Source organism: Bradyrhizobium sp. IC4060 (assembly GCF_020193715.1).
GTDB classification, from domain to species: domain Bacteria; phylum Pseudomonadota; class Alphaproteobacteria; order Rhizobiales; family Xanthobacteraceae; genus Bradyrhizobium; species Bradyrhizobium yuanmingense.
Window position 1 is genome coordinate 383,317 of sequence record NZ_JADYVJ010000002.1, and the last position, 21,460, is coordinate 404,776.

Annotated in this window: 25 protein-coding genes; 24 read left to right on the plus strand and 1 reads right to left on the minus strand. The window is 65.2% G+C overall.

Annotated features, from left to right (window positions below; translation table 11 throughout):
- Positions 1-789 carry a DUF1217 domain-containing protein gene (locus I6F16_RS08630; protein WP_225112057.1) on the minus strand — a complete coding sequence of 263 codons (789 nt, stop codon included), beginning with the start codon at positions 787-789 and terminating at the stop codon, positions 1-3.
- A 143-nt stretch (positions 790-932) separates the two neighbouring features.
- On the opposite strand from I6F16_RS08630, the gene motA reads away from it, so the two are divergent.
- From motA to I6F16_RS08750, 24 genes are all read left to right on the plus strand, one after another.
- Positions 933-1,829: a flagellar motor stator protein MotA gene (motA, locus tag I6F16_RS08635; RefSeq protein WP_225112058.1), complete on the plus strand. Its 897-nt coding sequence runs from the start codon at positions 933-935 to the stop codon at positions 1,827-1,829.
- On the plus strand, positions 1,826-2,767 hold the full coding sequence (locus I6F16_RS08640; RefSeq protein ID WP_036006973.1) for a FliM/FliN family flagellar motor switch protein: 942 nt from the start codon (positions 1,826-1,828) through the stop codon (positions 2,765-2,767). Before motA ends, I6F16_RS08640 begins: the two co-directional genes overlap by 4 nt.
- A complete protein-coding gene (locus tag I6F16_RS08645; protein WP_036006976.1) occupies positions 2,748-3,062 on the plus strand; it encodes a hypothetical protein in 315 nt (104 codons plus the stop codon). The genes I6F16_RS08640 and I6F16_RS08645 overlap by 20 nt, the downstream gene beginning before the upstream one ends.
- 76 nt (positions 3,063-3,138) lie before the next feature.
- A complete protein-coding gene (gene fliN / locus I6F16_RS08650) occupies positions 3,139-3,513 on the plus strand; it encodes a flagellar motor switch protein FliN (protein ID WP_036006979.1) in 375 nt (124 codons plus the stop codon).
- Positions 3,514-3,515: 2 nt separating this feature from the next.
- Positions 3,516-4,556 carry a flagellar motor switch protein FliG gene (locus I6F16_RS08655; protein ID WP_036027431.1) on the plus strand — a complete coding sequence of 347 codons (1,041 nt, stop codon included), beginning with the start codon at positions 3,516-3,518 and terminating at the stop codon, positions 4,554-4,556.
- 13 nt (positions 4,557-4,569) lie between these two features.
- Complete coding sequence (gene flhB / locus I6F16_RS08660) at positions 4,570-5,655, plus strand: flagellar biosynthesis protein FlhB (protein ID WP_036027429.1); 1,086 nt, start codon at positions 4,570-4,572, stop codon at positions 5,653-5,655.
- A 64-nt stretch (positions 5,656-5,719) separates the two neighbouring features.
- Positions 5,720-6,121 carry a flagellar basal body rod protein FlgB gene (gene flgB / locus I6F16_RS08665; RefSeq protein ID WP_036027427.1) on the plus strand — a complete coding sequence of 134 codons (402 nt, stop codon included), beginning with the start codon at positions 5,720-5,722 and terminating at the stop codon, positions 6,119-6,121.
- 11 nt (positions 6,122-6,132) lie between these two features.
- Positions 6,133-6,549 carry a flagellar basal body rod protein FlgC gene (gene flgC, locus I6F16_RS08670; protein ID WP_036006988.1) on the plus strand — a complete coding sequence of 139 codons (417 nt, stop codon included), beginning with the start codon at positions 6,133-6,135 and terminating at the stop codon, positions 6,547-6,549.
- A gap of 2 nt (positions 6,550-6,551) precedes the next feature.
- Entirely contained in the window at positions 6,552-6,881 is a 330-nt protein-coding gene (locus I6F16_RS08675) for a flagellar hook-basal body complex protein FliE (protein WP_036037689.1), read from the plus strand.
- 18 nt (positions 6,882-6,899) lie between these two features.
- On the plus strand, positions 6,900-7,688 hold the full coding sequence (gene flgG / locus I6F16_RS08680; protein ID WP_036006992.1) for a flagellar basal-body rod protein FlgG: 789 nt from the start codon (positions 6,900-6,902) through the stop codon (positions 7,686-7,688).
- A 13-nt stretch (positions 7,689-7,701) separates the two neighbouring features.
- Positions 7,702-8,178 (plus strand): flagellar basal body P-ring formation chaperone FlgA, encoded by a 477-nt coding sequence (flgA, locus tag I6F16_RS08685; RefSeq protein WP_225173599.1) that lies wholly within the window; start codon positions 7,702-7,704, stop codon positions 8,176-8,178.
- Complete coding sequence (gene flgI, locus I6F16_RS08690) at positions 8,175-9,305, plus strand: flagellar basal body P-ring protein FlgI (RefSeq protein WP_036007006.1); 1,131 nt, start codon at positions 8,175-8,177, stop codon at positions 9,303-9,305. Before flgA ends, flgI begins: the two co-directional genes overlap by 4 nt.
- Positions 9,306-9,372: 67 nt before the next feature.
- A complete protein-coding gene (locus I6F16_RS08695; RefSeq protein ID WP_036027426.1) occupies positions 9,373-10,119 on the plus strand; it encodes a MotE family protein in 747 nt (248 codons plus the stop codon).
- Entirely contained in the window at positions 10,120-10,827 is a 708-nt protein-coding gene (flgH, locus tag I6F16_RS08700; RefSeq protein ID WP_225126168.1) for a flagellar basal body L-ring protein FlgH, read from the plus strand.
- Between the two features lie 42 nt (positions 10,828-10,869).
- Entirely contained in the window at positions 10,870-11,313 is a 444-nt protein-coding gene (locus I6F16_RS08705) for a flagellar basal body-associated FliL family protein (RefSeq protein WP_346656611.1), read from the plus strand.
- Entirely contained in the window at positions 11,310-12,050 is a 741-nt protein-coding gene (gene fliP / locus I6F16_RS08710) for a flagellar type III secretion system pore protein FliP (RefSeq protein ID WP_225112060.1), read from the plus strand. Before I6F16_RS08705 ends, fliP begins: the two co-directional genes overlap by 4 nt.
- A 264-nt stretch (positions 12,051-12,314) precedes the next feature.
- Positions 12,315-13,223 carry a flagellin gene (locus tag I6F16_RS08715; protein WP_225134442.1) on the plus strand — a complete coding sequence of 303 codons (909 nt, stop codon included), beginning with the start codon at positions 12,315-12,317 and terminating at the stop codon, positions 13,221-13,223.
- A 270-nt stretch (positions 13,224-13,493) separates the two neighbouring features.
- A complete protein-coding gene (locus I6F16_RS08720; RefSeq protein WP_057030126.1) occupies positions 13,494-14,408 on the plus strand; it encodes a flagellin in 915 nt (304 codons plus the stop codon).
- Positions 14,409-14,703: 295 nt separating this feature from the next.
- Positions 14,704-16,329 carry a flagellar basal-body MS-ring/collar protein FliF gene (gene fliF, locus I6F16_RS08725; RefSeq protein WP_036046274.1) on the plus strand — a complete coding sequence of 542 codons (1,626 nt, stop codon included), beginning with the start codon at positions 14,704-14,706 and terminating at the stop codon, positions 16,327-16,329.
- On the plus strand, positions 16,326-17,021 hold the full coding sequence (locus I6F16_RS08730) for a hypothetical protein (protein ID WP_036027422.1): 696 nt from the start codon (positions 16,326-16,328) through the stop codon (positions 17,019-17,021). Before fliF ends, I6F16_RS08730 begins: the two co-directional genes overlap by 4 nt.
- Positions 17,022-17,027: 6 nt before the next feature.
- Positions 17,028-18,341 (plus strand): MotB family protein, encoded by a 1,314-nt coding sequence (locus tag I6F16_RS08735; protein WP_225112061.1) that lies wholly within the window; start codon positions 17,028-17,030, stop codon positions 18,339-18,341.
- Positions 18,338-19,513: a chemotaxis protein gene (locus I6F16_RS08740; RefSeq protein WP_036007028.1), complete on the plus strand. Its 1,176-nt coding sequence runs from the start codon at positions 18,338-18,340 to the stop codon at positions 19,511-19,513. Before I6F16_RS08735 ends, I6F16_RS08740 begins: the two co-directional genes overlap by 4 nt.
- Positions 19,510-20,853 carry a flagellar hook-length control protein FliK gene (locus tag I6F16_RS08745; RefSeq protein WP_225112062.1) on the plus strand — a complete coding sequence of 448 codons (1,344 nt, stop codon included), beginning with the start codon at positions 19,510-19,512 and terminating at the stop codon, positions 20,851-20,853. The genes I6F16_RS08740 and I6F16_RS08745 overlap by 4 nt, the downstream gene beginning before the upstream one ends.
- A complete protein-coding gene (locus I6F16_RS08750) occupies positions 20,804-21,385 on the plus strand; it encodes a transglycosylase SLT domain-containing protein (protein ID WP_057030130.1) in 582 nt (193 codons plus the stop codon). Before I6F16_RS08745 ends, I6F16_RS08750 begins: the two co-directional genes overlap by 50 nt.
- The last annotated feature ends 75 nt before the right edge of the window (positions 21,386-21,460 follow it).

The window sequence follows — 21,460 nt, forward strand, 5'->3', positions numbered from 1 at the left end:
TTACCTGTTGAACTTGATGTTCTGAAGCGTCGTGAGCACGTTGGTATCCATGCTGACCGACGTCGCGGCGCCGGCGATCAGGACCAGCGCGGGATTGGTCGAGCTGTCGTTCCGGGCCTGGGTCGCATCCCACATCGCCGCAAAGCGCTGCACGAACTTGGTCACCTTGGCCGGATCCTGGAAGTCGGTGAGCTTGACCTTGTCCGCGATCATCTTGGCCTGGGCGTCGATGTTGGCTGCGCTGATCGTCGACGGCAGGCCGAGCGCGGTCTGCACCACCTGCGTCAGCGCCTTGTCGGCCAGGATCTGGTAGGCGGTCGTGATCGTGGAAGCCTTGCGAGTGAAATACAGCGCCAAACGCAGGCCTTCGTTCTGATCGCCGGCCTTCTCCTCCATCGTCTGCGTGACGTACTGGGTCGCGGTGCCGGTCGTGGCCGCGGCGGTCTGGGTCGCCTTGTCGCCGAGTGCGGCGAAATTGAAGGCGGTCGCGAATTGCCGGTAGCGGGTGTCGGTCAGCTTGTTGGCGAAGGCGTCCTTGCTCGTGACCCCCTCGGTCAGCACCTTGCGCATGAAGGCCTTGGCGTAGGTCATGTCGCTGAGGCCATAGGCCTTCATCGCATAGGAATAGAGACGATAGTCCTTCAGGAAATCGTCGATGGTCTTCACTTTGCCGATATGGCCGAGGAAATAGTCGGTGTCGCGGCTGACGTCCGGCTGCTTCGCGACCTGCGTCAGCGACTTGCCCATGTCCTTGGTCAGCCTGGTGTAGTCCGCGATGGTGGATAGCATGACACGCGCCCCTCTGGCCGCAGGTCGCGACCCCGCTTCAAGCTGCCGCCAATTGCTTGCGCGGGGCTGGCGACCTCGAAGCCAGCTTCGCGCAAGCGTCGCCGACTAGGTATTCCAGGTGGGATCGGCGATGGAGCGGCGCGTTGGGCAGTTTCGTGGGGATTTTCATCACGGTAGCGGCGCTGCTCGGCGGCTTTGCCGCCATGGGCGGGCACCTGGCCGTGCTCATGCAGCCGTGGGAGTTCGTGATCATCATGGGAACCGCGGTCGGGACCTTCATCGTGGCCAATCCATGGAAGACGGTGGTGGACACGGGCGTCGCCTGTATGCAGGCCATCACCGGCGCGGTGCCCGGCCAGCGCTACTACCTTGACTTGCTCGGCGCGCTCCACGCTCTGATGCGCGAGCTGCGGGGCAAGGGGCGCAACGAAGTCGAGGCGCATATCGACGACCCCTCGAACTCCGAGATCTTCAAGGCGTTCCCCAGCGTGCTCGGAGATCCCTCGCTGCTCCAGTTCATCTGCGACTATGTCCGCCTGATCATCATGGGCAATGCGCGCACGCACGAGATCGAGGCGCTGATGGACGAGGAGATCCATACCATCGTGAAAGGCAAGCTGGCGCCCTATCATGCGCTGGTGACGGTGTCCGAGGCGCTGCCGGCGCTCGGCATCGTCGCCGCCGTGCTTGGCGTCATCAAGGCGATGGGCGCGCTCGACCAGTCGCCGAAGCTATTGGGCGGCTTTATCGGTGCAGCCCTGGTAGGCACCTTCGCAGGCATCTTCCTGTCCTATGGCGTGCTTTCGCCCTTCGCGATCAAGATCAAGATGACGCGCGAGAAGAAGTGTCGGCCCTACATCATCGTCAAGCAGACGCTGCTGGCATTCATGAACGGTGCCATGCCGCAGATCGCCGTCGAGCACGGCCGCAAGATGATCTCCAGCAGCGAGCGTCCCTCGATCGACGTCGTCGAAAACGAGACGATCGCAGGTCCCAAGCCCATCGCTGCCGACGCTGAACCCAAGGCGGCGCGCGCATGATGATGGAAGACGCAGAAGTCGACCAGCGCAAGCAGCTGCCGAACTACCTGCTGGACGCTGCCGGCATATCGATCGAGCGTATGCCGATGCTCAATGTGATCTTCGATCGCATGGCGGCATCGTGCACCGACAGCCTGCAGCCGATGGCCGGAACGCCCTGCTATTTCTCGGTCAACGGCATCACCAACGATCCGCTCGGCGACATCATCAAGGACTACGAAGGCAACGCGGTCGCGGCCGTGCTCTATGCCGAGCAGTGGGATTCGCGCGTCATTATCATGCTCGACCGCGACTTCGTATTCACGATGGTCGAGGCGATGTTCGGCTCTGACGGAGCGGAACCGCCGCTTGACGTCGAACGGACGTTCTCGAACATTGAGATACGGCTGGTCCAGGCGCTGTTCGAGCGGTTCGCCAAGGCGCTGCAAGGCGCCTTCGCCGGAACGTCCAACGTCACCTTCCGCGTCGAGCGTGTCGAGACCGCGATGGCGTCGCTGGCGATCGGACGCGCCAGCAACATGTCGATCTGCGCGAACATGATGGTGCAGGCACTCTACCGCGGCGGTCAGATGTTCCTGATCATTCCGCACTCCGCGCTCAACCCGCTGCGTCAGAAGCTCGCTCACGTGGTCGTCAGCGACGGTCGCGCCGCCGACCCACGCTGGCGCGAACAGATGGAAAGCGAGGTGCAGCGGACCGAGGTGACCCTCAGCGCCGTCCTCGACGAGAAGATGGTGACGCTCGGCGACGTCGTGAAGTTCGAGGTCGGGCAGGTGCTCGAGCTCGAGGCCACGCCGCGCACGCTGGCCCGTCTCGAAAGCAACAATCAGGTGTTGTTCTGGTGTCAGATCGGCCAGCTCGACGGCTATTACGCCATGCAGGTGGCAGATCCCGTCGATCAGAAGCGGGAGTTCGTCGATGATATCCTATCTCGTTGATATCGTGCTGCTGGTTGCGCTCGCCTTCACCAGCCTGCGGGTGACCAGGATGCATCGCGAGCTGGCGCGGCTGCGCAGCTATCAGGGCGAATTCTCAACCATCATGCACGAGACCGCGGGTGCCTTCGACACGGTCATCACCGCGGCGCACGATTCCACGGCGAATCTCGGACGCCTCGCCAACGTGCTGAGCACGAAGATCGACCAGGCTCACGAGGCGATCGCAGCGCTCGATGCGCGCAGCGGGCTCGCACCCGCGGCGACGGCCGCGACCGCCGAGCTGAACAAGCACTGAATGCCGGCACCGGCAGAGCAATACGGCCGGAACGCCACGGCGCTCCGGCAGCGGAAGTACCAAGAGGCGATACCATATGGCGCAATCATTCGACTACGAGTCTGCACCTGCATCGGCTGAGACCGAGACGTCACCGCTGGAACGCCTGGCCGAGATCGCCCAGCGCACGGCCGAGGAGACCGGCAAGTTCGCCAATGTCGACGCCATCTTGCGCATTCCCGTCACCATGCAGGTGGTGCTGGGATCGGCGACCATTCCGGTGGCGAACCTGATGAAGCTCGGACGCGGCGCGGTGGTTCCGCTCGATCACCGGGTCGGGGAGCCCGTCGACGTCGTCGTCAACGGCCGCATCGTCGCCCGCGGCGAGGTGGTCGTCGTCGAAGAGGACAATTCCCGCTTCGGCGTCTCACTCACGGAGATCGTCGGACCGCTGGGGCAGGGTGATACCTGACCATGGCGGCACCGGTCGGCATCGCTCCCGTCAAGCAGCGAGGCGTTACCACGCTGGGCGGCACGGAAAAGGTCGCCGCGCTCCTGCTGGCCATGGGCCGGCAGGCGGCGGCGAGCGTGCTTCAGCAGTTCGAGCCGCAGGAGATCCGCATCGTCACCAAGGCGGCGGCGGAGCTGCGGCCGATCACCGCGCAGGAGCTCGAGGGGATCGTCGAGGAGTTCGCCCAGCAGTTCTCGATGGGCGCGAACATTCTCGGCACCCTCGGTGGCCTGGAAGCGGTGCTCGGCGACGTGCTTCCGGCCGATCAGGTTTCGGCGATCATGACGGACCTACTCGGCAATTCGAGCCGCTCTGTGTGGGACCGCGTCTCGTCGGTGTCGGAAAATTCGCTGGCCACCTACCTGTCCAAGGAGCATCCGCAGACCGCGGCGCTCATCCTGTCCAAAGTCAAGCCGTCCTGCGCCGCCAAGGTCATGAGCCAGCTGCCGTCGAGTCTGCGCAACGAGTTGATGCGGCGCGTGCTCAGCCTCAAGCCGATCGTTGATGACGCGATGAAGGTCCTCGAGAAGACGCTGCACGAAGATCTGACGCTGAATTTCGCCCGCAACCTCGGCGCCGACACCTACGCCCGCGTCGCCGACATCATCAACAAGATGGAGCGCGGCCACATCGAGGACATCCTGAAGAGCCTGTCGGAGAAGCGTCCGAAGTCGGCCGAGGTGCTAAAGGAGCTGTTGTTCACCTTCGACGACGTCATCAACCTGGCGCCGAAGGCGCGCACCATGATCTTCGACCAGGTTCCGACCGACCGCATCGTGGTCGCACTGAAGGGCACCGACAAGCATTTCCGCGAGGTGATCCTGTCCGCGGTCGCCTCGCGCGTCCGCCGCGTCGTCGAGGCCGAGCTCGCGATCGGCGAGCCGTCGAACCAGCGCGACGTGCTCGAGGCGCGCCGTGTGATCACCGACCTTGCACTCGACCTCGCGGAGAAGGGCGAAATCGAGCTCAACCCCGAGCAGGAGGATGGGCTGGTCTTCCGCTGACCGCTGAACGGGCATGGCAGAAACATCCGATCAGGAGAGCAAGACAGAAGAGCCGACCGAGAAGAAAGTCCGCGATGCGCTCGAACAGGGCAAGATTCCGGTCTCTCGGGAGGCCTCCATTTTCGCCTCGATGGCCGCGCTGATGGTGATCCAGGCATTCCTGATCGGCCAGGGCGTGCAGCAATTGACGCCGACGCTGAAGAGCCTGCTCGACGATCCCGAGGGCTTCCCGCTCTCGACCGGTGCGGACGCGCAGAACCTGCTCACCGTGGTCGGCCTGCAGGCGCTGCGGTTCCTGGTGCCCTTGGTGGTCATCCTGGTGGTGTTCGGGCTCGCGGCCTCGCTGCTGCAGAACGCGCCGCGCCTGGTGCTCGAGCGGATCAAGCCTGACATGTCGCGAATCTCTCCCGTCAGCGGCTGGAAGCGGTTGTTCGGGACGCAGGGCCTGATCGAGTTCGCCAAGTCGTTGTTCAAGCTCGCCGCGGTGACCGCCGTGGTCGCCTTCGTGCTGCGCGCGTCCGAAGCGAGGGCGTTCGAGGCCATGTACACCGACCCGGTCGCGCTGCCGGAGATGATCCTCAACATCGCGATGCGCATCGTCTCGGCGATCTGCATCGCCACCATCGTGCTGGTGGCGATCGATCTCGCCTGGGCGCGCTTCCACTGGCGGCGCGAGCTGCGCATGACCAAGCAGGAGATCAAGGACGAGCACAAGCAGGCGGAAGGCGATCCCCTGATCAAGGCGCGCCTGCGCTCGCTGGCGCGCGACCGTTCGCGCCAGCGCATGATCGCCTCGGCCTCGCGCGCGACGCTGGTGATTGCCAATCCGACGCACTTCGCGATCGCGCTGCGCTACAAGCGCGAGGAAAACGCCGCGCCGCTGGTCGTGGCCAAGGGCATGGACGTGATCGCGCTGAAGATCCGCGAGATTGCCGAGCAGAACCGAATCCCAGTCATCGAAAACAAGGCGCTGGCGCGCGCGCTCTACGAGGCAGTCCAGGTCGATCAGGTGATTCCGGCGGAATTCTTCCGACCCGTTGCCGAGATCATCTACTTCCTCCAATCCAAGCAGGCGCCGCGGCCCGAGAACGTTCGATAGATTTCCGAGGATGGTGCTTCGCGCAACAGCTTGACGAAAGCTTAACGCCCTAGGCTCGTCCCGAATGGATCAGAATGGGGCCGTCGTGGGACCGCTTTTTCTCTTCGAACTCGCATCGTCGCAGGCGCGCTATCTCGAGCTGCGTCAGTCGACCATCGCCACCAACGTCGCCAACGCCAACACGCCGGGCTTTCGGGCGCGCGACGTCGAGCCGTTCAACAAGGTGCTCGATGGCATGCCGGTGAGGCTTGCGACGACGTCGCCTTCGCACATGCAATTGGCCGCAGCCGAGACCGACACGCGGGCGACCGCGAAGAAGGACAGCTGGGAAGTGGTTCACTCCGGCAACTCCGTCAGCCTCGAGCAGGAAATGATCAAGGGCAGCGACGTCAATCGCGACTATTCGATGAACGCGGCGATCGTGCGGTCGTTTCACCGCATGGTGCTGTCGAGTGCAAAGGCCTGAGGTGAATTGACATGCTGGACTCATTGAGCGCCTCGCTGACGGTCGCAAGCTCCGGGCTCGAAGCGCAGTCGACGCGCATGCGCATCGTCTCGGAGAATCTCGCGAACGCCACCTCGACGGGGCGCGCCGCCGGCGCCGATCCGTATCAGCGCAAGACCATCACCTTCGATGCGGCGATGGATCGCGCCTCGGGCGCGCAGCTCGCGAAGGTCAAGGAGATCGGGGTCGACACCACGCCTTACCGGGTGGAATACGATCCGGGGCATCCCGCCGCCGACAAGGCGGGCTACGTCAAGCTGCCGAACGTGAACATGATGATCGAGATGGCCGACATGCGGGAGGTCAACCGCTCCTATGAGGCCAATCTCCAGGTCGTGAAGCAGGTGAGGTCCATGCTCGGCATGACCATCGATCTCTTGAGGAGCTGACCATGCTTGAGGCGATTTCATCCACCGCGATTTCCGCAGGGCAAGCCGCGGGCCGTGCGACCGAGACGCAGGCCGTCTCGCCGGCGGCGACCACCGCGATCCAGACCAGTGACGACGTCGGCTTCGAATCGGTGATGAAGCAGGTGACGTCGGATGCGATCGGGACGCTGAAGGCGGGCGAGGCGGCATCGATCTCGGCAATGCAGGGCAAGGAATCGACGCGCCGCGTCGTGGAGGCGCTGATGTCGGCCGAGCAGGCCCTGCAGACGGCGGTCGCGGTTCGCGACAAGGTCGTCCAGGCCTACCAGGAAGTCGTTCGGATGTCGATTTGATCTGAAGGAGTGGGACCAGTGAAATCGCTCGCCATTGCGGCCACGGGCATGAACGCCCAGCAGACCAACATCGAAGTCATCGCGAACAACATCGCCAACATCAACTCGACCTCCTACAAGCGGGCGCGCGCGGAGTTCACCGATCTGTTCTACCAGATGGACCGCATGCAGGGCGTCGCGAACACCAACGGCTCCTCGCCGATTCCGGAAGGTGCCAATCTCGGCCTCGGCGTCAAGTCGGCGGCGATCCGCAAGCTGCACATCCAGGGCGCGCTGACGCAGACCGGCAATCCCTATGATCTCGCGATCAACGGACGTGGCTGGTTTCAGGTGCTCGGCCCCAACAACGAGGTGCAATACACCCGTGCGGGCTCGTTCAACGTCAACGCCAACGCTCAGCTGGTCACGATCGACGGTTACCTGCTGGATCCCGCGATCACCATCCCGCAGGGGACGGTCGAGGTCACGGTCAACCAGACCGGCCAGGTGTTTGCCAAACTCGACACGGAAGTGAATCCGCGGCAGATCGGCCAGCTCAACCTCGCCAACTTCGCTAACGAAGCGGGTCTCGAGCCGCTGGGCAGCAATCTCTACAAGGAGACCACGGCGTCCGGCACGCCGGTCGTCGGTCTGCCGGGCGATGCCGGCTATGGCAAGATCAACCAGAAATGGCTCGAAGCCTCGAACGTCGACCCGGTCAAGGAAATCACCGAGTTGATCTCGGCACAGCGTGCCTACGAAATGAATGCCAAGGTCATCCAGGCCTCGGATGAAATGGCCCAGACGGTCTCGAAGGGCATGCGCTAGTTCCGGTGTCTCGATGTTGAACAGGGTGGGCCTGATCGTGCGCGGGTTGGCCGCCGTGCTGCTGGTTCTCGTAACGGCGCGGGTCGCCGCGGCCGAGGAGAAGCGGCTTCCCGTGCCGGCCGTCTCGATCCGCGCCGGCGAGCTGATCCGCGAGGAGATGATCACCGAGCGCGCCTTCGCGCCGGGCCTGCTCGGCGTCGCCATGTTCATCGAGGCGCGTCAGATCCTGGTCGGCCGCATGGCGCGGCGCGCGCTGTTGCCGGGCCAGCCCATTCCGACGAACGCGGTGGAGGACCCCTGGACCGTCGCGCGCGGCGCCATGGTCAAGGTCGTGGTCGAGGACAGCGGCCTCTCCATCGTCACTTACGGCTCGGCCATGCAGTCGGGTGCGGCCGGCGCGCTGATCCCCGTGCGCAATACGGACACCGGCGTGATCATCAGGGGCGTCGTCCAGCCGGACGGCAGCGTCAAGGTCATGGACGGGTCATGACCAGGCTCCTGCTTGCGCTCATGCTGCTGGTGTCGGCCGCCGGCGCCCAGGCCGCCGTCCGCATCAAGGACATCGCGGACATCAAGGGTTTGCGTGAGAACCAGATCGTCGGCTACGGCCTCGTCATCGGCCTCAACGGTACCGGCGATACGCTGCGCAACGCTCCGTTCACCGAACAGTCCCTGCAGTCGATGCTCGAGAACATGGGCATCAACGTCAGGAACGAGACCACGAGCACCAACAATCCCCCGCGTCCGACCACGCTGCGCACGCGCAACGTCGCAGCGGTGATGGTGACGGCGGACCTGCCGCCTTCGATCGGGCCCGGCGAGCGCATGGACGTCACCGTGTCCTCGCTCGGCGATGCGACGTCGCTGCTCGGCGGCACATTGGTGATGACGTCGCTGCGCGCGGCGGACGGCGCCGTCTATGCGGTGGCACAGGGCGCGATCACGGTTGCCGGCTACAGCGTCGGAGGCCAGGCGCAGAACGTCAGCCAGGGCACGCCGACGGCCGGGCGCATCCCGAACGGTGCGCTGGTCGAACGCGAGGTGCAGGGAAGTCTCCACGAGATGGAGTTCCTGGTGCTACAGCTGAAGAACCCGGACTTCGTCACCGCAACGCGCATCCTCGACGCTGTCAACCGCTACGCCGGCGGTCGCTACCGCGCGCAGATCGCCTTCGAGCGCGACTACCGCACCATCGTGCTGTCGAAGCCGCGTCATGTCGGCCCTGTTCGCTTCCTCGCCGAGATTGGCGAATTGGTGGTCGAGCCGGATACGCCGGCGCGGGTCGTGATCAACGAGCGCACCGGCACGGTCGTGATCGGGCGCGACGTGCGGATATCGACCGTTGCCGTGACCCACGGCAATCTGACGGTTCGCGTCACGGAGATGCCGGTGGTGTCGCAGCCGGCGCCGTTCTCGCGAGGACAGACGGTGGTCGTCCCGCAGACGGTGGTCGAAGCCAACGAGGCCGGATCGCAGGTGGCGATCCTGAGCGGGGTCGATCTCCAGCGCCTGGTGCGTGGCCTGAACCAGATCGGCCTGAAGCCGTCGGGGATCATCGCGATCCTGCAGGCGATCAAGACGGCAGGCGCGCTCCAGGCCGACGTTATCGTGCAATGATGCGCAAGCGTCGTGCAAGCTTGGTCGCTCAATGCTCAGGTCTGAAGCGAGAATCGCACGCGGCCCGATGCTGAAGCTGGATCACAAAGGCAAACTCCTCCTGCTGGCCGCGGCAGCAATGCTCGCGAGCGCCTCGCCCGCGCTCGCCTTGGACGAGGCCAAGCCGTCGAAACCGCTCAACCTGCTCTCCTTCGCCCGCGCCCGCGCTGGCGGACCGCAGAAGCCGCAGCCGTCGGCCACCGCGACACCTGTCGACAATGCGTCGGTCCGGGCCACGGCATGGGCGGCCGAAGATTCGGGCCCCGCGGTCACCGGTGCGGTGCCGGAGACACCGGCGCCTGCCCGTCCGGCCAAGCCTGGCAGCGTCACGGCGCCGCCGAAGCCTGCACCGCCGCAGGCTGCGCCGCCCCCGGACAACGAAATCGCGCTGTTCTGCAGCAACGTCGCCGATCCCGCCGTCGATGCCAGGCTGGCCTGGCAGCTCAAGGAGCTCGAGAAGGCCGAGAGCCTGCTGCGCGAGCGCATCGCCGAGGTCGAGGCCAAGCGCGCCGAATACGAGAAGTGGATGGCGCTGCGCGACGACTTCCTGAAGAAGGCCGAAGCGAGCGTCGTCGAGATCTATTCGCGCATGAAGCCCGAAGCTGCGGCGACGCAGATCGCCGGCATGGCTGACGAGACCGCCGCCGCTGTGCTCGCCAAGCTCAGCCCGCGCAGCTCGAGCGCGATCTTCAACGAGATGGACACGGCACGCGCGGCGCACCTCGCAGACCTGCTCGGCGGCATGCGTCGCGTGGACGACGGAAAGAGCAAATAGATGACCAAGCCGATCCTCATCCTCTCGCTGCTCGCGGCCTCCGTGCTCGTGGCCGGGTGCTACCATGATCCGGCCGAAGTCCTGACCGGTCCGCAGATGTCGCCTGTCGGCAGCGGCCTGCGGATGCAGGCCGATCCGATCCCGGTGACGCCGCGCATGCGCACGCCCGTCAGCTATCGCTCGACCTGGGACGACGGCACCGATCTCTACCGCGATCCGCGCGCCCGCCGCACCGGCGACGTCGTGACGGTGATCATCTCGATGCAGGACAAGGCCAAGCTCGACAACAAGACCGGCCGCTCGCGCGATTCGCAGGTCAAGTTCGGTCTCGACTGGCTGATGGACATCGCCGGATGGAACGACACGGGTTCGGCCAACGCCAATCTCAGCACCAATACCCAGATCAAGGGCAACGGCCAGATCGACCGCACCGAGGACATCAGGCTCTCGATAGCGGCCGTCGTCACCGACGTGCTGCCCAACGGCAACATGATGATCAGCGGCTCGCAGGAATTTCGAGTCAACACGGAGATGCGCGTGCTCAAGGTCGGCGGCATCGTGCGTCCGCGTGACATCTCCCGGGCCAACACCATCTCCTACGACAAGATCGCCGAGGCGCGCGTGTCCTACGGCGGGCGCGGAAATCTGTCGGACGTGCAGCAGCCTGGATGGGGACACCGGATCTATGACGCCGTGGCACCATTCTGAGGCCCGAGCCGGCCGGATCGCGCCGCGATGGCGGGCGACGCCATGCGCCTGATCGCCGCCATCGTCGTGCTGACCCTGATCGCAATCGGCGCGGGCGCGATTGCCGGTTTGCATCTGATCGCGACCGCCGAACGCGTTGCCGACGCCAAGAAGAGCGCCACATCGCCGCCGATGGCGTCGAGCTACGCCGGCAGCGCGCGGCTCAGGAAATTGTCTCCGATCGTGACCAATCTCGCCGCGCCGGCGAACAATTGGGCGCGCATAGAAGCCTCGATGGTGACCGACAGCATGAGCGACGAGGATGCCGGCATTCTGGCCGCCCACATCAGCGAGGACATCGTGACCTATCTGCGGTCGGCGACGGTCGCGCAGTTCGAAGGATCGCGTGGGCTCCAGCATCTGCGCGACGATCTGACCGAGCGCGCCAATATCCGCTCGTCAGGCAAGGTCCGCGAATTGATCATCGAGACGCTGGTGATACAGTGAGGGTGAAAGTCCTGCTGCTCGCGCTGGTTCTGGTCGTGCTGCCCGAAGCGGCGCTGGCCCAGATTCCGGATCTGAATTCCCTGCTGCCGCCCGGAAACGGCTCGACCAGCGGCCGGATCATCCAACTGATGGCGCTGATCACGGTGCTGTCGGTGGCGCCGGGGCTGCTGATCATGGTGACGAGCTTCACGCGATTTGCGGTGGCGTTGTCGTTCCTGCGCGCAGGTCTCGGCCTCCAGACCACGCCTGCCAACCTGGTGCTGATCAGTCTCGCGCTGTTCATGACCTTCTATGTCATGGCGCCGACCTTCGACCGGGCCTGGGAAACCGGCGTCCAGCCGCTGATGAAGAACGAGATCTCGGAAGAGGAAGCCTATCTGAAGATCACCGATCCGTTCCGCGAGTTCATGCTGGCCCATGTCCGCGACAAGGATCTCCAGACCTTCGAAGCGCTCGCCGCCGAAAGCTTCCGCAGGAAGTTCGACGACAAGCGGGTCGATCTGCGCGTCATCATTCCGGCCTTCATGATCTCCGAGCTCCGGCGCTCGTTCGAGATCGGATTCCTCATCATCCTGCCGTTCCTGGTGATCGACATGATCGTGGCGACGCTGACCATGTCGATGGGCATGATGATGATGCCGCCGACGATCCTCGCGCTGCCGTTCAAGATGCTGTTCTTCGTGCTGATCGACGGCTGGAATCTGCTGGCCTCCGGGCTGGTCCGCTCGTTCTCGTGAGCGCCGCGAGCGCCCGCCGGCCGATTATGGTTAAACGAAACGCGCTGGATATGGTTAGCGGCGCGTAATTTTAACCATATGATTTTGCTGCGGAATTCAAGCTCGTCTTAATGCGGAAGCAAGATTCGGCGTGCTAGCAACACGATACGGCGGGTTGGACCCACACAGATCGGTCCAAAGGCATGATGCCGCCCTTCCGTACCGGTGCAAGCCCGGTATGTCCCCTCGTGAAAATGTAAACGCGTACATAAAGGGACATTCGCAATGTCAAGCCTGCTTACGAACTCGACTGCCATGACCGCACTCCAGACCCTGCGGTCTGTGGGTTCGCAACTCTCCACCACGCAGAACCGGATCTCGACCGGCCAGCGCGTGTCCACCGCGTCGGACAACGCCGCCTATTGGTCGATCGCAACGTCGATGCGCTCCGACAACGCTGCGCTCTCGGCGGTGTCCGACTCGCTCGGCCTGTCGGCCGCGACCGTCGACACCGAATATACCGCTCTGACCTCGGTGATCGGCGACAAGGACTCGGGTCTGACCAAGCTCCAGGCGCTGCTGGTCCAGTCCAAGACCGCAGGTATCGATCGCACCAAGATCCAGGCGGACATCACCCAGATCCAGCAGGACATGAAGCTGAAGGCCAACTCGGCGACTTTCAACGGCATCAACTGGCTGAGCACCACGACGGGTACCACCCCGACGAGCTTCAGCCTCGTGTCATCCTACTCTCGCGTCGGCGGCACGCCCACCATCGGCTCGATCACGGTGACGACCGCCAACTACACGCTCTACTCGACCACGCAGACCGGCATTCTGGATACCGTGGCCGGCAGTGCGTCGGTCGACACGATCAACATCGCCGCGCTGACCGACTCGGCGGCCGACCAGACCACGCTCGATGGCTACATCGCGCAGGTCACGACTGCGATCAACTCGGTGGCCTCGGCCGCCGCCAATCTCGGTGCCGTCAAGAACCGTATCTCGACCAACACGAACTTCGTGAAGTCGCTGATGGACTCGGTTGACCGCGGTGTCGGTCAGCTCGTCGACGCCGACATGAACGCGGAATCCACCCGCCTGGCCGCCCTTCAGGTCCAGCAGCAGCTCGGCGTGCAGGCGCTCTCGATCGCCAACAACAGCAGCCAGAGCATCCTGTCGCTGTTCCGCTAAGGCGGAAGTCATCGGAGGAGGGCCGCGCTTCTCGCGAAGCGCGGCCCTTTCGTTTGGGCATGGCCACGCGCGCCCAAGTCCGGCCGACTGTTGCGGCCGGAACACAGGGCCACAAGCCCCGCACAAGCTTCGCTCGCTAACCTCGCCGCTACGACAGATTGGGCCTTGAACCCGCGTTTGCGGCACGCCCAAAGGCATGACGCCGCCCTGTCGTACCGGTGCAAGCCCGGTATGTCCCCAACTCAAGTCAATCTTCAAAGGGACATCAAAATGGGTTCTAGTCTTCTCACCAACTCCTCGGCCATGACCGCGTTGCAGACCCTGCGGTCTGTCAGCACGCAACTCGCCACCACGCAGAACCGGATTTCCACCGGTCAGCGCGTGTCCACCGCCTCGGACAACGCCGCCTATTGGTCGATTGCGACCTCGATGCGCTCCGACAACGCCGCGCTGTCCGCTGTCTCCGACTCGCTCGGCCTGTCGGCTGCCACCGTGGACACCGAATATACCGCTCTGACCTCGGTGATCGGCGACAAGGAATCCGGTCTGACCAAGCTCCAGGCGCTGCTGGTCGAAGCCAAGACCGCGGGTATCGACCGCACCAAGATCCAGGCGGACATCACCCAGATCCAGCAGGACATGAAGCTGAAGGCCAACTCGGCGACCTTCAACGGCATCAACTGGCTGAGCACGACGACGGGTACCACCCCGACGAGCTTCAACCTCGTGTCGTCCTACTCCCGCGTCGGCGGTACGCCCACCATCGGCTCGATCACGGTGACAACCGCCAATTACACGCTCTACTCGACGACGCAGACCGGCATTCTGGATACCGTGGCCGGCAGCGCCTCGGTCGACACGATCAACATCTCCGCGCTGACCGACTCGGCCGCCGACCAGACCACGCTCGATGCCTACATCGCGCAGGTCACCGCCGCCATCAACTCGGTGGCCTCGGCCGCCGCCGATCTCGGCGCGGTCAAGAACCGCATCTCGACCAACACGGAATTCGTCAAGACCCTGATGGACTCCGTGGATCGCGGCGTCGGCCAGCTCGTCGACGCCGACATGAACGCGGAATCGACCCGCCTTCAGGCCCTGCAGACGCAGCAGCAGCTCGGCGTTCAGGCGCTGTCGATCGCCAACCAGAACAGCCAGAGCATCCTGTCGCTGTTCCGCGGCTAAGCGGCGCTCTCGAAAACGACCGTGCTCCCTCAGGGAGCACGGTCCCCGCCATGATGGTGGGCGCCGACACGCGATATGCCGGCAATCGAACCTTCGTCATACGTCTTGCGACATGCCGCGGCCGGTCGGGCTGCCGTGCGCCCGGCGCTCGCTCGCGGCTGCCAAACCGATTGCGTCGCCCCGTCTTGCATAATTGCAACGCCTCGCCAGCGAACCCACACATTCGCGCCTCGCGCAACCTTCAGACAAGGTTGGCAGCTGAGTGTCGTCACCATTCGCATTGGTACGAGGTCATATGCTCAGTCGTGCGCAGGTACAGCAACTGCTCAACAATCTGCTGGAGCTTGGGCCGCGACGCCTGATGGCCTTGGGACTGATCGGTTTTGCGGTTCTCGTCACCGTCGTCGGCGGCGCCTATTATCTCAGCCGCCCCGAGTTCGAAACGCTCTACACCGGCCTCACCCGCGAAGACGTGACGCGCATCGGCGCGGCACTGCGCGAGCAGAACATCACCTTCGACGTCAATTCCGCCGGCGATGCGGTCTCGGTGCGTCCAAGCCAGACCATGCAGGCGCGGATGCTGCTCGCCGAGAAGGGGCTGCCGACCAGCGCCAATTCCGGTTACGAGCTGTTCGACAAGATCGGCTCGCTCGGGCTGACCTCGTTCATGCAGGAGGTCACCAAGCTGCGCGCGCTCGAAGGCGAGATCGCCCGCACCGTCCAGCTGATGAAGGGCGTGAAGGCGGCGCGCGTGCATATCGTGCTGCCGGTGCGCGGCTCGTTCCGCGCCACGCAGCAGCCGCCTTCGGCATCGGTCGTGCTGCGCACCGACGGCGCGATCGAGGCGCGCACGGCACAGTCGATCCGGCATCTCGTCGCCGCCGCCATTCCCGGCATGAGCCGCGACAAGGTGACGGTGCTCGATGCCGACGGCTCGATGCTGCTCGCCGAAGAGGACGAGGCCAGCGCCGCGCCAACCAAGATGGCGAGCCTGCAGAAGACGGTCAGCGGCATGGTGCAGGAGAGCATCCGCAAGGCGCTGACGCCGTATCTGGGCCTCGACAATTTCGAGGTGAGCGTCGCTCCGCAGCTGTCCACCGACAAGCGGCAGATCAACGAGACGGTCTACGATCCCGAGAACCGCGCCGAGCGCTCGGTGCGGGCCGTACGCGAGAAGGAATCCTCGCAGAACGCCGACCGCTCGTCGCCGACCACGGTGCAGCAGAATCTCCCCGACCAGCAGGTGAATGCGGGCGGCGGCAAGAACTCCAGCGAGGACAAGACCCGCCGCGAGGACGTCACCAATTTCGAGGTCTCCTCCAAGACCACGACCACGGTCAGCGACGGCTATTCGGTCAAGAAGCTGTTCATCGCCGTCCTGGTGAATCGCGCTCGGCTGGTCGCCGATCTCGGCGACAAGAGCAACCAGGCCATCATCGACAGCAAGCTCGCCGAGATCAGCCAGCTCGCGGCGACCGCGGGCGGATTGGACAAGGCGCGCGGCGATCAGATCCAGGTGACGGCCGTCGATTTCATCGAGGGCTCGCGTGAGCTGGCGCCGGTGCCGCCGATCAGCTTCGTCGAGATGATCAACAAGCAGCTCGGCAGCGTCATCAACGCGATCACGATCCTGGCCGTGGCTTCGATGCTGGTCTGGTTCGGGCTGCGGCCGGCGGTCAACGGCATCCTGACCCATCGCGCGGAGCAGGAGCAGGCCGAGGCGGCCGAGGCCGCCCAGCTCGAGGCCTCGGCGGCCCTTGCGCTGCCCGACGGCGAGGAGGCCGAGCTCAACCTCGTCGAAGACCTCGAAGGCAAGATGCAGCGAACGCCGCAGAAGCGGCTCGAGCAGATCGTCCGGCTCGATCAGATGCAGGCGGCGGCGATCCTTAAAGACTGGATGCGACGCGAGGAGGCGGCATGAACGCGGCAATCGGAAAACTCCTGACGCAGTTCGATGCGAACGGCCGGGTCAAGTCGTCGCCGCCGCCCCCGCCTCCAAAAATCCAGGACGTGCTGACCAGGCCAAAGGAGGCGAGGCGCGATCCGCAGCCTCAATCGCAGCCGCAGGCCCACACGCAGCTTCAGGCTCAGTCCCCTGCGCCCGCGACGGAAGCGCCGCCGGTCAATCTCCTGGACGATGCCTATCGGCGCGGCCATGCCGCGGGCGTCGCGGAAGGCGACGCCAAATTGGCCGAGGAGCGCGTCCGCAGTGCGATCCGGCTCGGCGAAGAGCGGGCCAAATGGTCCGACCAGCAGGCGGTCGCGATCGTCAGCGGCTTCGAGGCGGCCTGCCGCGAGATCGAGACCAACATCGCAAGCTCCGTGGCGCGGATCCTGCTGCCGTTCCTCGCCGATGCGGTGCGCGACAAGGCGATCGGATCGCTGGTCGAGCAGATCGCGGCGCTGACCGGCAGCTCGTCGGCGCCCGCCTTCAAGGTCACCGGCCCGAGCGAGTTGCTGGACCTCGTGAAGACGCAGCTCGAGGCGTCCAGGCGAACGGGCATCGCATACGTGGCCGCCGAGACGCTCGAGGTGCGCGTCGTGGCCGACCAGACCGTGATCGAGACGCAGATCTCCGCCTGGAGTGAACGCCTCAAGGAAGCGCGCCGGTAGTCCGCCATGGAGGAGGTCAAGCATGAGATCGTGATCGTCCGCCGCCGCAGCGCCTTCGCCGAGGAGGCGCATCACGGCGGCGTCTGGAAGATCGCCTATGCGGACTTCATGACCGCGATGATGGCGTTCTTCCTGGTCATGTGGCTGCTCAACGCGCTCAACCAGGACCAGAAGCAGGTCGTCGCGAGCTATTTCAACCCGATCAAGCTCGCTGAGAACTCACCTGCCCCAAAGGGCCTCAAGGATCTCTCCAACAAAGAGCCGTCGTCGTTCGAAGGCCAGGACGGCAAGCGTCAGCCGGCCGGCACGAACGAGGAAAGGCGCGGCGATTCTCCGACGGCTGAGAAGCCGGCCTCTTTCGAGGAGAAGGTCCTGTTCCGTGACCCCTATGCGACGCTCGCCGAGATCGCCAACAGCGCGAACCAGTCGACGGGCCAGCGGCGCGCCGGCGCTCTGACCTCCGCTGAAGAGGACGGCCTCAAGGGGGGCGATGCCTATCGCGATCCATTCGATCCGGGCTATTGGAAGCTGGCGCCACAGGCGTCCAAGGACGCCGATCGCTTCATCGAGAGCGAGCCGAAGCCGAATGCCTCCGCGCGAGACGGCGCAGCCGGAGCAAATCCGGGCGAGGTGCAGGCGCGCCGGAGCAGGACGGATGATGCCAGCGGCAACGTGGCTCCGGGCCCGGAGAGCTCGTCCGCAAGCCTGTCGCCGCTGATGCCGCCGGGCGCCGCACCGACGCAGTCGCCGCGCGAGGGCAGCGCCCAAGCTGGCGTCCAGGTGAGCACCGCCCCGCAGGCTCGTCCCAACGATGCGGCGAAGGAGCCGGAGGCGCGCGACGCGGCGCAAACACAGCAGCCCACCCTCAAGCAGCTTCAGTCCGCGGTCGCGGAGGCGCTGTCGGACATCAAAGCAGGGGCGGGGCCGGCGGCCGAGGTGCGTCAGGTCGAGGAAGGGCTCCTGGTCAGCCTCACCGACGATGCGAGCTTCGGCATGTTCGCGGTCGGCTCGGCGGAGCCGCGGCCCGAGCTGATCCGCGTGATCGACAAGATCGGGCCGCTGCTGATGAAGCGCCAGGGCATGATCATCGTCCGCGGGCATACCGACAATCGGCCGTATCGATCGGAAACCTACGACAATTGGAGGCTGTCGACCGCGCGTGCGCAGATGGCCTATTACATGTTGGTCCGTTCCGGCGTCGATGCGCGGCGGATCGAGCATATCGAAGGTTACGCCGATCGGCGGCCGAAGCTCCCGAACGATCCGGCGGCCGCCCAGAACCGCCGGATCGAAATCCTGATCCGGGAGAAGCGACCTTGATCAGGCTGCTGCGCCGCGCCGTCTTGCTGCTGCCGTTCATCGCGGCAAATGCGCTTGCCCAGCCTGCACCCCAGGGCAGCGAACCCTATGAGCTCGTCCGCGCGCTGCAAGCGGTGCAGGACGGCATCGCCAATGGCGACACCGCCGCACATGGCAGTCATATCGCGCTGATCCGGCAAATCGGCGAGAAGTTTCTCGCGGCCGATCCCGCGGTGTGGAGCAATCCGCGGAACGGCCAGGCGGTCGTTATCTACCTGCTCAGCGGCGGTGCGCCGCAAATCGTCCGCAAACTGCCGCGCGACAAGTTGAACGTCGACGAGCGGCTGTTCAACGGTGCGCTCGCCTATGTCGAGGGTCGCCAAGAGGAAGCACGGGAGCTGCTCAAGGAGATCAAGCCGCGGACGATTCCTTCGGGACTGGGCGGACAGGTCGCGCTGGTTCAGGGCGCGCTGTTCGCGCGCGCCGAGGCCTCGCTCGCGATCGAGCGCCTGGACGATGCGCGCCTGCTGTTGCCCGGCACGCTGGTCGAGGAGGCGGCGCTGCGGCGCGAGATCCTGCTGGTGGGGCAGGCGGAGGATTTCGAGAAGTTCGAGTTCCTGACGCTGGCCTATATCCGCCATTACCGCAACTCGATCTATGCGGGCGATTTCTGGCAGCGCTTCTCCGCGGGGCTGACGCAATCGAGCCTGGCACTCGACGAGCGCCGCTTTGCGCGGATCTCAGCCTTGCTCGAGCAGATCGATCGCGCCAGCCGCCTCAAGCTCTATCTCATGATGGCACGCGCCGCGATGGTGCGCGGACGGCTGACCGTGACCCGGCTGGCCGGCGAGCGGGCATTGACCCTCAGCGCGGATACATCGGCGGAACGCGAGCGCGCCCATTTCCTCCGCGGCGCCTCGCGCGTGCTCACCGACGAATATGACGGCGGTCTCGCCGAACTGAAGGCGCTCGACCGGTCGAAGCTGCCCGAACGCGACGTCCCCCTTCTCAATGCCACGGTGCAGCTCGCGCTCGACGTCCGCAAGCCGTTCGCGGGCGGATCCGCCGCGGCGGCGGATAAGCCCCCGGCAACGCCGGCGCGACTCGATCTGGCGTCATCGACCGCGACGCTCGCACGCGCGCAGAAGCAGCTCGGGGAGCTCGAACTCCTGACCAAGGATCGCCGGCCATGACCAAGCTCAGCGGAACCTCCGGACAGCTCTTCAACGGTCTCGCCGAGAGTCTCAACATGCGCGGGTCGCGCGCGGCAAAGGGTGCCGCGACCAAACCACAGGCGAACTCGTCCTTCAACGATCTGCTCCACACCGTCTCGAACCTCGCCAAGCAGGCGCTGAGCGAAGACGGCAGCGAGGCGGCCGCGAAGACCAGAACGCTGCGCACGTGTCCGATCCATCCGGCCGAGCAGGAGCAGCCGAAGGAGGCGGCGCTGCGCGAACGCGTCGCGACCATTGCTGATCCAAAGTCCATGGACGAGACCTCCGACACCAAGTCCGACAAGCTGGCGGAGAAACCACGTCCGGTCGATCATCTCACCGGGACAGATCGCCAGGATCAATCCGGCATCGCTGTGATGGTCGGGCAGGAGATCGCTGCTGTGTCTGCCGTGAAGCCGCAGATGCAAGTGCCCTCCGCAGACAAGGACGCGCCCGCGCGCGATGAGCGGTCAACCTCGGCGAAGCACGAGGCACCGGGCGCGGTGAAGGCGGCGACCGGCGATGCCGGTCCATCCAGTCCTGCCGCGGCCGGCGCGCGCTCGCAGGCGGCGGCTTCGCAAGCGATGGCGGCGTCGCAATCTGCGCTGACGCAAGGTGCGGAAGCCTCGAGCGCAAGGCCGGCATCACCCGGCTTCGAGGCGGTTACGGCCGATGTCGAGCGCGCTGCCAAGGCTTCGGCGCGCGCCGCGCTACCCGAGACGACCAAGGTCACCGTGGTCCAGCAGGAAACCCATCTGCCACCGGCGCAGTTCAACGCCCCGCAGCAGGTTGCCAATGCCGTCGTCGCCGAACTGAAGGAGTCCTCGGCACCGGCTGCGTCCGCGGCACCCAAGCTCGCCGCATCCCAGACCAACGCACCGGATCAGCCGCTCAGGATCCTGACGGTCAATCTCGAACCGCCCGCGCTCGGCAACGTGACGGTGCGCCTGCGTCTCGTCGGCACCGAAGTGTCCGTCCAGCTCGCGGCCGAGCGCAAGGACACGAGCCAGATGCTCGACCAGCAGCGCGACCAGATCCGCGAGCTCATGCAGTCGGCCGGCTACGTCGCCGACGTCGCGCCGGTCCAGCACGGCTCGCTGGACGGATTCCAGAGCGGCTCCGGCCAGTCCCAGCCCCAGCTCTCGGGCCAGCAACAATCCTCGCCGCAGTCGCAAGGCGCGTTCGGCGGTGCCGGCACGTCGTCGGGGCAATCCGACGGCGGCGCGAAACAGGCTCGCCAGGAGCGCCAGTTCAACCAGGAGACGCGTCATGAGCAGGACGTGGCGCCGCATCACCGTCGCGGCCCTGTTTATCTGTAACGCGAGCGCTTCGGAAGCCGCCGCCGAGACTGCGCGCCCCTGCGAGCGCGAGATGACGCGCGCGGCCCGGCAGCATGGGATTCCGCTCGGCATTCTCTATGCGGTGGGCCTCACCGAGACCGGCCGGCGCGGCGCGCTCCATCCTTACGCGCTCGGGGCCGACGGCCAGACCGTGTTCGCCAAGGACATCAACGATGCAATCGCGAATTTCGAGGCGATGCGCAGCAAAGGCATCAAGCTGATCGATCTCGGCTGCATGCAGATCAACCATTATTATCATGGCGACAAGTTCGCTTCGGTCCGGGCGATGTTCGATCCCGCGGGGAACGTCGAATACGCCGCGCGGTTCCTGAAGGAGTTGAAGCAGCGCGAGGGCAGCTGGACCATGGCTGTCGCGCGCTACAACGCGGGTCCCAACAATCAGCCGGCGCAGAAGCGCTATGTCTGTCACATCGTTGCGCATCTCGTCTCGAGCGGTTTCGGCGCGTGGACGGACAAGGCGCGCTCGTTCTGCCAGCCCAAGACGAGCTGAAGCAGAGCTGACCGGACCACGACAAGTTGTGCATCGCGCCCAATCATCAGCCCCGCGCAAGCAAGAACCCCCATT

Coding starts and splice junctions, on each gene's coding strand:
- I6F16_RS08640 (WP_036006973.1), top strand. CDS start 1,826: ATGATGATGGAAGACGCAGAAGTCGACCAGCGCAAGCAGCTGCCGAAC.
- flgB (WP_036027427.1), top strand. CDS start 5,720: ATGGATCAGAATGGGGCCGTCGTGGGACCGCTTTTTCTCTTCGAACTC.
- I6F16_RS08720 (WP_057030126.1), top strand. CDS start 13,494: ATGGGTTCTAGTCTTCTCACCAACTCCTCGGCCATGACCGCGTTGCAG.
- I6F16_RS08745 (WP_225112062.1), top strand. CDS start 19,510: ATGACCAAGCTCAGCGGAACCTCCGGACAGCTCTTCAACGGTCTCGCC.
- fliN (WP_036006979.1), top strand. CDS start 3,139: ATGGCGCAATCATTCGACTACGAGTCTGCACCTGCATCGGCTGAGACC.
- flhB (WP_036027429.1), top strand. CDS start 4,570: ATGGCAGAAACATCCGATCAGGAGAGCAAGACAGAAGAGCCGACCGAG.
- fliF (WP_036046274.1), top strand. CDS start 14,704: ATGCTCAGTCGTGCGCAGGTACAGCAACTGCTCAACAATCTGCTGGAG.
- I6F16_RS08750 (WP_057030130.1), top strand. CDS start 20,804: ATGAGCAGGACGTGGCGCCGCATCACCGTCGCGGCCCTGTTTATCTGT.
- I6F16_RS08630 (WP_225112057.1), bottom strand. CDS start 789: ATGCTATCCACCATCGCGGACTACACCAGGCTGACCAAGGACATGGGC.
- I6F16_RS08715 (WP_225134442.1), top strand. CDS start 12,315: ATGTCAAGCCTGCTTACGAACTCGACTGCCATGACCGCACTCCAGACC.
- I6F16_RS08645 (WP_036006976.1), top strand. CDS start 2,748: ATGATATCCTATCTCGTTGATATCGTGCTGCTGGTTGCGCTCGCCTTC.
- I6F16_RS08705 (WP_346656611.1), top strand. CDS start 10,870: ATGCGCCTGATCGCCGCCATCGTCGTGCTGACCCTGATCGCAATCGGC.
- I6F16_RS08735 (WP_225112061.1), top strand. CDS start 17,028: ATGGAGGAGGTCAAGCATGAGATCGTGATCGTCCGCCGCCGCAGCGCC.
- flgH (WP_225126168.1), top strand. CDS start 10,120: ATGACCAAGCCGATCCTCATCCTCTCGCTGCTCGCGGCCTCCGTGCTC.
- I6F16_RS08695 (WP_036027426.1), top strand. CDS start 9,373: ATGCTGAAGCTGGATCACAAAGGCAAACTCCTCCTGCTGGCCGCGGCA.
- flgA (WP_225173599.1), top strand. CDS start 7,702: ATGTTGAACAGGGTGGGCCTGATCGTGCGCGGGTTGGCCGCCGTGCTG.
- I6F16_RS08730 (WP_036027422.1), top strand. CDS start 16,326: ATGAACGCGGCAATCGGAAAACTCCTGACGCAGTTCGATGCGAACGGC.
- I6F16_RS08675 (WP_036037689.1), top strand. CDS start 6,552: ATGCTTGAGGCGATTTCATCCACCGCGATTTCCGCAGGGCAAGCCGCG.
- I6F16_RS08655 (WP_036027431.1), top strand. CDS start 3,516: ATGGCGGCACCGGTCGGCATCGCTCCCGTCAAGCAGCGAGGCGTTACC.
- flgC (WP_036006988.1), top strand. CDS start 6,133: ATGCTGGACTCATTGAGCGCCTCGCTGACGGTCGCAAGCTCCGGGCTC.
- flgI (WP_036007006.1), top strand. CDS start 8,175: ATGACCAGGCTCCTGCTTGCGCTCATGCTGCTGGTGTCGGCCGCCGGC.